This window comes from Pseudomonas sp. ML2-2023-3 (assembly GCF_037055275.1).
Classification (GTDB): Bacteria; Pseudomonadota; Gammaproteobacteria; order Pseudomonadales; family Pseudomonadaceae; genus Aquipseudomonas.
In genome coordinates this window covers 1,564,567-1,577,682 of the sequence record NZ_CP146343.1, presented here as the reverse complement: position 1 = coordinate 1,577,682, position 13,116 = coordinate 1,564,567, and the positions used below count along the sequence as shown (strand labels likewise).

The following is a 13,116-nucleotide window of genomic DNA, read 5'->3' as shown; positions in this document are numbered from 1 at the left end:
CCCGCCCGCCTCACTTACTGCGCCATCAACTGCCCCTCGACAATGCGCACATGACGCGGATGAAACCGCGCAAGACTGCTGCGATGGCCCACGCTGAGAATGCTCAAGCCCGGCAACTGGTCAATCAGGGCCTGGTACAACATGGCCTCATCTTCCTCGTCCATTGCCGAGGTCGATTCATCCATATAAAGCCACTGTGGTCGAAACAGCAGCACACGGGCAAAGGCCAGCCGTTGTTGTTCACCACCCGACAACACACGTTGCCAGTGATCGACCTCATCAAGCCTGGGAATCAGTTGCTCCAGACGGCAGGTACGCAGGACCTGTTCATAACGTTCGGGGGCGTAGGCATCGCCGGTCTGTGGATAACTCAATGCGTCACGCAAAGTGCCTATGGGCAAGTACGGTTTTTGCGGCAAAAAAAGCGACCGTTCACGGGGCAAACGAATGCCCCCGCCCCCTTGCGGCCAAAGCTCGCCCATGGCGCGCAGCAACGTACTTTTGCCGCTGCCGGAACGACCGCTGAGCATCAGTCGCTCGCCCGGCTGCACCTGCAAATTGGCGTTGTGCAGCAGCGGGCGACCATCGGCCAGTTCCAGGCTCAGGTCATTGATCTTCAAGTCCTCGCCCACGTGTTGCACATCGATCGCTGGCAGACGCTGTTCGTTTTCGGTCATGGCCTGACGAAAGCTCAGCAGACGATCACAGGTGGCGCGCCACGACGCCAGGGTGACGTAGGCATCGATAAACCAGCTGAAGTTCTCTTGAACATTGCTGAATGCCGAGTTGATTTGCATCAGCCCACCCAACTCGATCTTGCCCGCAAAGTAACGCGGGGCCGCGACGACAAACGGAAAGATGATGGCGATTTGCGAGTAGCCCGCCGTGAAGAACGTCAGGCGTTTTTGCACCTTCATTTGCGTCCAGAAATTCTTCCAGACCTTATTGAAGCGCGCGCTCAACCGCTCGTGCTCATTGGGCTCGCCGTTGTACAGCGCAATGCTCTCGGCATTTTCGCGCACCCGCACCATCGAAAAGCGCAGGTCTGCTTCGAAGCGTTGCTGCTGGTTGCTCAAGCCAATCAGGCGTCGGCCAATCAAGTGGGCCAGCCAACTGCCGACCGCGGCGTACAACAGCGCACACCAGAACATGTAGCCGGGAATGGTGATGCCAAAGACTTCAATGCTGCCCGATACGCCCCACAGGATGATCGAGAACGACACCAGGCTGACCAGGTTTCTAATCAAGCCCAGGCCCAGGGTCAGGGTATTGTCGGTGAACGAATTGAGGTCTTCACTGATGCGCTGGTCAGGGTTGTCGGTGTAACCGCCCTGCTCCAGCTGGTAATAGTTTTTATGGGCCAGCCAGCGCGCGAAATGCTGCTCGGTCAGCCAGCGTCGCCAGCGAATGGTCAGCATCTGGGTCAGGTAAAGCCGGTACACCGCGCCCACAATGCCTGCCGCCGCAATGATCCCGAAGTAGCCGATCAGGCTCCAGAATGCCGTGGCGTCCTTGTTTTCCAGGGCGTTGTAGAAGTCCTTGTACCAATGGTTGATCCACACGGAGATGCCCACGCTCACCAGCGACAAGGCAATCACTGCGATCAACAGCAACCACGCCCGGAGGCGTTCTTCACTGCGCCAGTAGGGCGTTATGAGCCCCCAGACCCGAGGTATGAAATCCCCACGCACAGCATCATTCACTACAGAAGGCTCAGCGTTCTGATTCATGGTTCAGGCTCGTTGGGAGTAAAGAGCAACCTGTAAGCCGGTCAGGACGACCGGCCCACGACGCAAGGACGCGTCTTGATACAGGTTAGAAGCTGTTGGCGCTTACGTGCAAGGCGCACTGCAAACGCTACAGCTCCCGTTCAGCGTCGCACCGGACGCTTCTGCAATTTACGCTGCAAGGTACGGCGATGCATGCCCAAGGCACGGGCTGTGGCCGAGATATTGCCTTCATGCTCACCCAGCACGCGCTGGATGTGTTCCCACTGCAGGCGGTCAACCGACATCGGGTTGTCCGGCACCAGCGTTTCGAGGTCGGCATGCTGGGACAGCAAGGCGGCGAGCACGTCATCGGCATCGGCAGGTTTGCACAGGTAGTTGCAGGCGCCGCGCTTGATCGCCTCGACGGCGGTGGCGATGCTGGAATAACCGGTGAGGATCACAACCCGCATCTCCGGGTCGAGTTCCAGCAGCTTGGGCAGCAGGACCAGGCCCGAATCGCCGTCCATTTTCAGATCCAGCGCCGCATAATCGGGCAGATCCTGTTGAGCCAGGATCAGCCCTTCTTCGGCAGAACCCGCCGTGCTGACGCGAAAACCGCGACGGCTCATGGCGCGAGCCATGACACGGGTAAAGGTGGCGTCGTCATCTACCAACAACAAATGCGGCAGTTCTTCGCCTTCGACCTGAATTTCTTCACTCATTTTCATTTCCTCGGGCGACACGTGGCAGGCGCAGCTCAGTGAGCGTTCCGCCATCCTCATGACTGTAGAGTTTTACCGAGCCGCCAGCGCGGGTCACGCTGGCTTTACTCAAGAATAGGCCCAGACCGAAGCCTTTGCCCTTGGTGGTAAAAAAGGGTTTGCCGATTTGCTCGGCGATGGCCAACGGTACACCCGGACCGTGGTCACGAATACTGATCGTCAGGTCCACTGCATCCCAGTCGACAGTCACTTCCAGCCCTTCAGGGCAGGCATCGGCTGCATTGTTGAGCAGATTGAGCAGCGCCTGAGTCAAATCCGGAGCCGGCGCCAGGCGCGGAACCGGTGCATGGCCCAGACACTGGAAGCGGTAAGTGGCTTCAGGGCGCATCAAGTGCCAGCGGTTCAAGGCCTCATCCAGCCACTGGGTGACATCCTGGACCTCAATCGCCAGGCGACGATTGGCCTCGGCGGCACGCACCAATTGCTGCAGGGTTTCCTTGCACAGCTTGACCTGATCCTGAAGCACGCTCAGATCATCCTGCAACTCAGGGTCCTGGTGATCGCGGCGCATCTCTTTAAGCAGCACACTCATGGTCGACAACGGCGTACCCAGCTCATGAGCCGCCCCGGCAGCCTGGGTTGCCACCGCCAGCAACTGCTGGTCACGCAGGCCTTCCTCACGACGCAAGGCGCGCAGTTCTTCCTGACGGCGCAGCTCTTCGCCCATCTTGGCCGCGAAGAAGGTAATCACTGCCGCAGACAGCGCAAAACTCAGCCACATCCCGTAAATCTGCAGTTTTTCGCGGAAAAACGGCACGGTGTCTATGGGGTAGAACTGCATCAACAACAGCGTGTAGAGCGCCAGCGCAATGCCGGTCAATACCAGCGAATAGCGCCAGGGCAGCGTGACCGCAGCGATGGTCAGCGGTACCAGATAGTACGAAACAAAAGGGTTGGCCGAGCCACCGGAGAAGTACAGTAAGGCGCTGTGGATAAACAGGTCGCAGGCCAGTTGCAGCGCGTACTCAAGCTCTGTCACCGGCCAGGTTGTGCGCAACCGGATCGCGGTAAAAGCACACAACAGCATGGAAAATCCAAGGGTGATGCTCAACTGAAACCAGGGCAGCGGCAGCAAATTGAACAGATAGGCAAAGCCCACTGAACCCGCTTGCGCGGCCAGCACCAACATGCGGATAAACGTAAGACGCCACAGGTTCTGGCGAGTGGCGGACAGTAACTGAACGGGGGCGAGCATGAGCTCTCCTGATGAGCGCTCCAGGCGGATCGCCGAGAGTATAACCAAGCGGGCAGCCCCACAGGCAAAAGTGCGGCAAAGAGCCACAGTGTTTTTTGTGAAAAAGCGGCTAATGGCCTGCATCTGGGCAAACTGTGTGGGAGCGGGCTTGCTCGCGATGACTTGGACGCGGTCTGGCTGACCGACACTGGTGCCTGCTTCGCGAGCAAGCCCGCTCCCACAGTGGACAAAGAAGTAGCCGCCAAATGTATCGAAAATGTAATCGGGCGAACTGATGGCCACTGATTAGAGTCATATAGCCATTATTGTCCTCATTCAAGGAGCTTCCATGTCCAACTTTCAACGCACCGCGGCCCTTTTGACCCTGAGCATCGGTGCACTGGCCAGCCTGCCAGCCCTGGCCGACGACATTCATTACAACCAGATTTCCCTGCGTGCCGAGGCCAGCCAGGAAGTAGCCCGCGACTTGATGATCGTGACGCTCTACACCGAGGCGCAAAATACCGATGCCGCCAAGCTGGCCGCAGAAATCACCACCTCGATGAACAAGGCCATCGGCCAGGCCAAGTCCGTCAAGGAAGTCACCCTGCGCCAGGGCAACCGCAACAGCTACCCGATTTACGACAACAAAACCCAGAAGATCACCGGCTGGCGCGAGCGCGCCGAATTGCGACTGGAAAGCACCGATTTCGCCGCCCTGTCCAAACTTACCGGGGATCTGATGCAAACCCTGAAAATGGGCAGCATGCAATTCACCGTCGCCAGTGCCACCCGTAAAACCAGCGAAGACGCGCTGCTCAAGGATGCCGTCAACGCATTCAAGGCCCGCGCTCAACTGGCCACCGACGCACTGGGCGGCAAGGGCTACAAAATCGTTAACCTGAACCTCAACACCAATGGCTACCCGCAGCCTTACATGCGCAGCGAAATGATGATGAAAGCCGCCGCGCCGGCAATGGACTCTGCACCGACGCCGGAAGTCGAGGCCGGCACCAGCGAAGTCAGCATGAGCGCCGATGGCGTGATTGAAGTTCAGATGCAGTAAGCCTTTACGTCCTACAAACCCCTGAAGCCTTGAAGCTTCAGGGGTTTTTTTTGCCCTCAGGAAAATACCTACAGACCGTCCTAGTATTAAAAAGCAAAAGCCTACAGACGCTGTCAGCACCGACTTACATCTTTCCAACGCGAGAGTCTAGATAAGTAACAACGCCGTACCAAAACAGTGCGTGCAGGTCCTTTAACTTTCCAAAACACGTAAGCAAATGAGTCAAAAATCCCGACGCAAACGATCAAATGCGTCATAACTTATAGATAAGCGACATTCTTGTACGATCGTTCCACATTTTCAGTCTTCAGCCGCTTACACATATTGCAATGGGTATGGGCTGTGCATAAGTATCGCCGGGTCGACTCATAAGGTCGCCCTCAAACCAAAAATGACAAAAATCATGAGGCCACCATGTTCAAACACGCGGTCATTCCGTTTTTAGTAGGCGCGAGCCTGCTGGCAAGCGCACCTTTCGCCCACGCAGCGACCAACCTGGTGTTCTGTTCTGAAGGCAGCCCGGCGGGTTTTGACGCGGGCCAGTACACCACCGGTACTGACTTCGATGCGTCGGCCGAAACCATGTTCAACCGCCTGAGCCAGTTTGAACGTGGCGGCACCAAGGTTGAGCCCGGCCTGGCAACCAGCTGGGATGTCTCGCCCGACAACCTGACATGGACCTTCCATCTGCGTGATGGCGTCAAGTTCCACACCACGCCGTACTTCAAGCCAACCCGCGACTTCAATGCCGACGACGTGCTCTTCACCTTCAACCGCATGCTCGACATCAACCAGCCGTTCCGTAAGGCCTACCCCACCGAATTCCCTTATTTCACCGACATGGGCATGGATAAAAACATCGCCAAGGTGGAAAAGATCGATGACAAGACCGTTCGCTTCACTCTGAATACGGTCGATGCCGCGTTTATCCAGAACCTGGCCATGAGCTTCGCTTCCATCCAGTCCGCCGAGTACGCCGACAAGCTGCTCAAGGAAGGCAAGCCTGCCGATATCAACCAGAAGCCGATCGGCACCGGACCGTTTGTATTCAAGAGCTACCAGAAAGACTCGAACATCCGTTACACCGGCAACAAGGACTACTGGAAGCCTGAAGACGTCAAGATCGACAACCTGATCTTCGCCATCACCACCGACCCGTCGGTGCGCATCCAGAAGCTCAAGAAGAACGAGTGCCAGGTCACCCTCTTCCCGCGCCCGGCTGACCTCAAGGCCCTTGGCGAAGATCCGAACCTGAAGATGCCCCACCAGGCAGGCTTCAACCTGGGTTACATCGCCTACAACGTGATGGACAAGATCAAGGGCAGCAACGAACCCAACCCGATGGCCCAGCTCAAGGTCCGTCAGGCAATGGACATGTCGGTCAACAAGCAGCAAATCATCGACTCTGTGTATCAGGGCGCAGGCCAGCTGGCCGTTGGCGCCATGCCGCCGACCCAATGGTCCTATGACACCAGCATCAAGGACGCACCGTTCGACCCGGTAAAAGCCAAGGAACTGCTCAAGGAAGCAGGGATCAAGGAGGGCACCGAAGTCACCCTGTGGGCCATGCCGGTTCAACGCCCGTACAACCCCAATGCCAAGCTGATGGCTGAAATGCTCCAGTCGGACTGGAGCAAGATCGGCCTCAAGGCCAAGATCATGAGCTACGAATGGGGCGAGTACATCAAGCGTTCCAAAGGCGGTGAGAACGGCGCGATGCTGATTGGCTGGAGCGGCGACAACGGCGACCCGGACAACTGGCTCGGCACCCTGTTTGGCTGCGACTCACTGGAAGGCAACAACTTCTCCAAGTGGTGTGACCCCGAGTTCGACAAGCTGGTGAAGGCCGCCAAGGCCACCACCGATGTTGCTGAGCGCACAAAACTGTATCAACAGGCGCAGCAACGACTCAAAAGCCAGGTTCCGATGACACCCATCGCACACTCGACGGTGTATCAACCCATGCGCAAGAACGTAGAGGACTTCAAGATCAGCCCGTTTGGCCTGAACTCCTTCTACGGGGTCAGCGTCGGCAAATAAAAGGACCGGTGAATGCGGCTACACGGCCGCATTCACTTATCTACCAGGACGGTGGAAATCACCTACAGCCTAAAGCCACTTCTGACTACATCAGAGGCTATAGGACGCTAAGACAATTCCTACAAGGTTGTCAGGCCTGACGCATTTACTGCGGGGGTATCGACGTCATAACGTCGACACACCGCCAGTCTATTGCGCCGGGTGAAGCACCGTAGCTGATGAAATCGACGCCCTGAACCGCACGCCTTTATCCAGGGCCGCGCTCAGGACTCAAAAACAAGAAAAAGGATAGGGAACGCCATGGGCAACCCTCTGGTTTTATCTGTATTACTCAGTGCTGGCGTACTTGCCGGCAGCCCGATCGCAAGCGCCGCCAACAGCCTGGTGTTTTGTTCCGAAGGCAGCCCGGCCGGCTTTGATACCGCGCAGTACACCACGGCTACCGATAACGACGCGGCCGAACCCATCTACAACCGCCTCGCCGAATTCGAAAAAGGCGGCACCGCCGCAGGCCCGGCCCTGGCAAAAAGCTGGGATGTGTCTGAAGACGGTCTGACCTGGACGTTCCACCTGCGCGACGATGTGAAGTTCCACACCACCAAGTGGTTCACCCCGACCCGCAACTTCAACGCCGATGACGTGCTCTTCACCTTCAACCGCATGCTCAACCCCGACCACCCGTTCCGTAAGGCCTACCCGACCGAATTCCCGTATTTCACCGGGATGAGCCTGGACAAGAACATCGCCAGCGTCGAAAAAACCGACCCGCAGACCGTGGTCATGAAACTCAACTCGGTCGACGCCGCCTTTATTCAAAACCTGGCCATGAGCTTCGCCGCCATCCTGTCGGCCGAGTACGCCGACCAGTTGCTCAAGACCGGCAAGCCCAGCGATATCAACCAGAAACCCGTCGGCACCGGTCCGTACGTGTTCCAGCGCTATCAAAAAGACTCCAACATCCGTTACGCCGCCAACAAGGACTACTGGAACCCAAGCCAGGTCAAGCTCGACAACCTGATCTTCTCGATCAGCGTCGACGCCTCGGCGCGCATGCAAAAGCTGCGTAAAAACGAGTGCCAGGTCTCACTGAACCCGCGTCCTGCCGACGTTGCCGGCCTCAAGGCCGACCCGAAATTGCAGGTCATCGAAAAGCCCGGTTTCAACCTTGGCTACATTGCCTACAACGTCCAGCACAAACCGTTCGATCAGCTAGAGGTGCGTCAGGCACTGGACATGGCCGTCAACAAGGACGAGATCCTCAAGGCCGTCTACCAGGGCGCTGGCCAGAAAGCGGTCAACGCCATGCCGCCAACGCAGTGGTCCTACGATGAGACCATCACCGACGCCCCCTACAATCCCGAAAAAGCCAAAGAACTGCTCAAGGCAGCCGGGGTCAAGGACGGCACTGAAATCACCCTGTGGGCCATGCCCGTACAGCGCCCTTACAACCCGAACGCCAAGCTCATGGCCGAAATGCTCCAGTCGGACTGGGCCAAAATCGGGCTCAAGGTCAAGATCGTCAGCTATGAGTGGGGCGAGTACATCAAGCGCACCAAGAACGGCGAGCATGACATCAGCCTGATTGGCTGGACGGGCGACAACGGTGACCCGGACAACTGGCTCGGCACGCTGTACAGCTGCGACGCGATCGGCGGCAACAACTACTCCATGTGGTGCAACAAGGAGTACGACACGCTGGTCAAGAACGCCAAGGTCATCACCGATCGCGACCAGCGTACGGTGCTCTACAAACAGGCCCAGCAGTTGCTCAAGCAACAGGTGCCGATCACTCCCATTGCGCACTCCACGGTCAACCAGCCGCTGAGTGTCAAGGTCGAAGGTTTCCAGGTCAGTCCCTTTGGGCGTAACGCGTTCTCAGGCGTCAGCCTCAAGGACTAACTCCCCCGACAGCAGTAACGCTGCTCAAAGGTGGGATCGGGATTGCTCGCGATGGTCTTCAGAGCGCCGCATTTACTCAGTAAATACGCGTCATCGTAACGACCATCGCGAGCAAGCCCGCTCCCACAGAGGCAGAAGTCGCTTCAGCGAACAACAGTGCGGTATCAGCAGGCCACTTTTCAGGTGGTCCGCTGAAACTTCGCCTATCGGGTAGCAGGCAAACGTTTGCAACGCTTTAAAACGTTTCACAACAGCCGAGTCAGAACAAATAAAGACCGGCAATAAAAAAGAAACCAAAGAGGAGCCTCAACCATGAAACTTACCAGCAGCGCGTTGTTAGCCTTGTCCATCAGCAGCCTCACCGCGATGGTCAATGCCGATGAATTCATGCCCACCGAATTGAAAGCCACCAGTGCTCAAAGCGAGACCAAGGGCTTTCTCGAAGATCAGACTCTGGGCGGCACCACCCGCAACTGGTACGCCAATGAGCTCAAGCGTCGCGATGATCGCTTCAGCTACAACAACCACGGCACCCGTGAATCCACCCCGCGCCGGATCAACTGGGTACAGGGCACGATCCTCAACTACACCTCGGGTTTCACAGAAGGCACCGTCGGTTTCAGCACCCAAGTGGCGGCTTACAACGCGGTAGCACTGGACCGCGACGCCAAGGACATTGCCGGGCCAAACAACCGGACCCTGACCCACAGCGATGGCGATGCCGTTGGCCAGTGGAGCAAGTTGGGCCTGGCCAATCTCAGCGCCCGCATCTCCAACACCACGCTGACCGTAGGCCGACAGAACTTCAGCAGCCCGACCATCGATGTGATCGGCAACCGTGCACTGCCCTCAAGCTTTCAAGGGGTGGGTTTGCACAGCGAAGAGTTCAACAACCTGTCCTTCGATGCCGGTTCCTTTGACCGCGTGTCCCCGCGTACCGAAGCCAGCCTGAGCAAGTTTCGCAGCGAATACGGCGCAACCGGGGCGGAGACTGACCGCGCCAGCGTTGCCGGCCTCAACTACCAGCCGCTCAAAAACCTGAAGACCACGCTGTACGCCACCCACGTTGAAGACTTCTGGAACCAGTACTACTTCGGTGCAGTACACGACATGGGCGACAACGCCACCCTGGGCCTGAACACCAACTTCAACTACTACAAGACCCTCGACACCGGCAGCAAGGCCCTGGGCAATATCAACAACGACACCTTCAGCCTGGCCTTCGGCCTGAGCCACCTGGCTCACACCCTGACACTGTCGTATCAGCAAGTCAGCGGCGACGAGTACTTCGACTACCTGCACGAAACCAACGGCATTTACCTGGCCAACTCCCTGCTCTCGGACTTCAACGGCCCGAACGAGAAGTCCCTGCAACTGGCCTACAGCATCAACATGGCGCAGTACGGGATTCCGGGCCTGAAGTTCAACGCCTACCACGCTCGCGGTTGGGACATTGACGGCACCAAGTACACGGGCACCGCCTACGACGTGAAGAACATGGACGGCGAAACCCATTACGAGTACAGCGTTGGCACGTCCTATGCAATCCAGAGTGGCCCACTCAAAGCCACTGCGATTCGCGCCACGTACACCACGCACCGCGCCAGCAAAAATCAGTCTGACGGCAACATCAACGAGTTCCGCGTGGTCACCACCATTCCGTTCAACATTCTGTAAACACACCTTTTACACATCACGACTACGGCTGATTCCATGAATCAGCCGTAGTCGTTACGCAGGTACAACCCATTGGAGATGATTGCCATGAAAAGACTCCCGCTACGCACCGCCATCGCTGTGGCACTGCTGAGTACAGCAGTCAGTGTTTCGGCCAAAAATCTGGTGGTCTGCACCGAAGCCAGCCCTGAAGGGTTCGACATCGTCCAATTCACCACCGCCGTTTCCGCCGATGCGTCGGCTGAAACCATCCTCAACCGCCTGGCCGACTTTGCACCCGGCACCACGGATGTGGAACCTGCCCTGGCCGAACGCTGGGACATCAGCCCGGACGGGCTTGAATACACGTTTCACCTGCGCCCCGGCGTCAAGTTTCACACCACCGACTATTTCAAACCGACCCGAACCCTCAACGCCGACGACGTGGTCTGGAGTTTCCAGCGCCAGCTGGACCCGAACCACCCGTGGCACAAACTCTCGTTGGTCGGTTACCCCTACTTTGAAAGCATGGGCTTCAAGGACCTGCTCAAAAGCGTCGAGAAAATTGACGACCTGACGGTAAAAGTTACCCTCAACCACCCTGAAGCACCGTTCCTGCGCGACGTGGCAATGCCCTTTATGTCCATCTATTCCGCTGAGTACGCCGACCAGTTGCTCAAGTCCGGCAAAACCGCCGACCTGAACACCAAGCCCATCGGCACCGGCCCGTTTATTTTCGTGCGCTACAACAAAGATGCCCAGGTACGCTTCAAGGCCAATCCGGAGTACTTTCGCGGCAAGCCACCGAGTGATGCCCTGATCTTCGCCATCACCACCGACAACAACGTGCGCCTGCAAAAACTCAAGGCCAACGAATGCCAGATCGCGTTGTACCCCAAGCCCGATGACGTCAAAAACATCCGCAAAGACCCTAACCTCAAGGTCGATGAACTGGCAGCCCTGATGACCAGCTACATCGCCATGAACTCCAGCCACAAGTACCTGAACGATGTGCGCGTGCGCAAAGCCATCGACATGGCCTTCGACAAGCAAACGTACCTCAACACCGTGCACGGCGAAGGCAATGCACTGATTGCGATCAACCCGTACCCGCCCACCATGCTGGGCTACAACACCACTATTCAAAGCCCGCCCCGGGACCTGGACAAGGCTCGCGCACTGCTCAAGGAAGCGGGCGTGCCCGAGGGCACGGTGCTGACCCTGTTCACCCGTAACGGCGGCGGACCGACCAATCCCAACCCGATGCTGGGCGCGCAGTTGTTACAGTCCGACCTGGCAAAGATCGGTCTGAAACTGGATATCCGGGTCATGGAGTGGGGCGAAATGCTCAAGCGCGCCAAAAATGGCGAACATGATCTGGTCTCGACCGGCTGGGGCGGCGACAACGGCGACCCGGACAATTTCCTGACCCCGTTGCTCAGCTGCGAGGCCGCCAAAAACGGCGAGAACTACTCACGCTGGTGCAACGAGGATTTCGAAGCCCTGATCACCAAGGCCCGCAGCATCACTGAACCCTCGCAACGCGCAGAACTCTATCAACAGGCACAGGTGATTTTTAATCAGGATCAACCCTGGATAAACGTAACCCATCCTATGCTGTTTACTGCGATGCGCAAAAATGTCGAGGGCTATACCCTGAGCCCCCTGACCAACAACAACTTCGCCACCACCCAGGTGAAGTAGAACAATAAAAAACCCGCCAGGATCTACCTGAACCCTGGCGGACCTGCCTAACCGGCTGATAAGGAACACCACACGATGTTTAGTTTTATTGCCCGCCGAATAGGGTTGTTGATACCCACCTTCTTCGGCATCACCCTGCTGACCTTTGCCCTCATTCGCATGATCCCGGGTGATCCGGTCGAAGTCATGATGGGTGAGCGTCGGGTAGACCCTGAAATGCACGCCCAGGCCATGGAGCGTCTGGGTCTGAACAAACCACTGCATGAGCAGTACATCGACTACGTCACCAAGCTCGCCCATGGTGATCTTGGCGAGTCATTGCGCACCCGCGAAAGCGTGTGGACCGAGTTTTCCGCGCTGTTCCCCGCCACCCTGGAACTGGCCACCGCCGCGTTGTTGTTCGCGGGTGTCCTTGGGTTGCTGGCCGGGGTTATCGCGGCACTCAAGCGAGGGTCATTGTTTGACCACGGGGTGATGGGGATCTCCCTGGCGGGTTACTCGATGCCGATCTTCTGGTGGGGCCTGATCCTGATCATGTTCTTCTCCGTAGGCCTGGGCTGGACCCCGGTGTCCGGGCGTATCGATCTTTTGTACGACATCGAGCCAAAAACCGGTTTCATGCTGATCGACACCCTGCTCAGCGACCAGCCCGAAGCCTTCTGGGACGCGCTGCACCACTTGATTCTGCCGGCCATTGTGCTGGGCACCATCCCGCTGGCCGTGATCGCGCGGATGACCCGTTCATCGATGCTCGAAGTGCTGCGCGAAGACTACATCCGCACCGCCCGCGCCAAAGGCCTGTCCCCGGCTCGCGTGGTGTTCGTGCACGGCCTGCGCAACGCCCTGATCCCGGTATTGACCGTGGTGGGCCTGCAAGTCGGCACCCTGCTGGCCGGTGCCGTACTGACCGAAACCATCTTCTCGTGGCCCGGTATCGGTAAATGGCTGATCGAAGCCATCGGTGCCCGGGACTATCCCGTGGTGCAAAACGGCATCCTGCTAATCGCCTGCCTGGTGATTCTGGTCAACTTCGTAGTCGACATCCTCTACGGCTTTGCCAACCCACGCATCCGTCACCAGCGCTGA

9 protein-coding genes are annotated in these 13,116 nt (G+C 57.7%); 6 read left to right on the top strand and 3 right to left on the bottom strand.

Annotation, left to right across the window (positions count from 1 at the left end; translation table 11 throughout):
- Nucleotides 1-14: 14 nt before the first annotated feature.
- The 3 genes from V6P94_RS07255 to V6P94_RS07245 form a co-directional block, all read right to left on the bottom strand.
- Nucleotides 15-1,730: an ABC transporter ATP-binding protein/permease gene (locus V6P94_RS07255; protein ID WP_338649179.1), complete on the bottom strand. Its 1,716-nt coding sequence runs from the start codon at nt 1,728-1,730 to the stop codon at nt 15-17.
- A 140-nt stretch (nt 1,731-1,870) separates the two neighbouring features.
- Nucleotides 1,871-2,431, bottom strand: a complete 561-nt coding sequence (locus tag V6P94_RS07250; protein WP_019823883.1) for a response regulator transcription factor — start codon at nt 2,429-2,431, stop codon at nt 1,871-1,873.
- Nucleotides 2,424-3,686, bottom strand: coding sequence for an ATP-binding protein (locus tag V6P94_RS07245; protein WP_133078885.1), 1,263 nt, complete (start codon nt 3,684-3,686; stop codon nt 2,424-2,426). Before V6P94_RS07245 ends, V6P94_RS07250 begins: the two co-directional genes overlap by 8 nt.
- Before the next feature lie 328 nt (nt 3,687-4,014).
- On the opposite strand from V6P94_RS07245, the gene V6P94_RS07240 reads away from it, so the two are divergent.
- The 6 genes from V6P94_RS07240 to V6P94_RS07215 all read left to right on the top strand — a co-directional run bounded on the left by V6P94_RS07240 (nt 4,015) and on the right by V6P94_RS07215 (nt 13,116).
- A complete protein-coding gene (locus V6P94_RS07240; RefSeq protein WP_219260932.1) occupies nt 4,015-4,731 on the top strand; it encodes an SIMPL domain-containing protein in 717 nt (238 codons plus the stop codon).
- A 414-nt stretch (nt 4,732-5,145) separates the two neighbouring features.
- A complete protein-coding gene (locus V6P94_RS07235) occupies nt 5,146-6,771 on the top strand; it encodes an ABC transporter substrate-binding protein (protein ID WP_338649178.1) in 1,626 nt (541 codons plus the stop codon).
- A gap of 300 nt (nt 6,772-7,071) precedes the next feature.
- Nucleotides 7,072-8,670 (top strand): ABC transporter substrate-binding protein, encoded by a 1,599-nt coding sequence (locus V6P94_RS07230; protein WP_219260933.1) that lies wholly within the window; start codon nt 7,072-7,074, stop codon nt 8,668-8,670.
- Nucleotides 8,671-8,982: 312 nt separating this feature from the next.
- Nucleotides 8,983-10,347 carry an OprD family porin gene (locus V6P94_RS07225; RefSeq protein ID WP_338649177.1) on the top strand — a complete coding sequence of 455 codons (1,365 nt, stop codon included), beginning with the start codon at nt 8,983-8,985 and terminating at the stop codon, nt 10,345-10,347.
- Nucleotides 10,348-10,434: 87 nt separating this feature from the next.
- Nucleotides 10,435-12,030 (top strand): ABC transporter substrate-binding protein, encoded by a 1,596-nt coding sequence (locus V6P94_RS07220; protein WP_338649176.1) that lies wholly within the window; start codon nt 10,435-10,437, stop codon nt 12,028-12,030.
- A gap of 75 nt (nt 12,031-12,105) precedes the next feature.
- Nucleotides 12,106-13,116: an ABC transporter permease subunit gene (locus V6P94_RS07215; RefSeq protein ID WP_133078879.1), complete on the top strand. Its 1,011-nt coding sequence runs from the start codon at nt 12,106-12,108 to the stop codon at nt 13,114-13,116.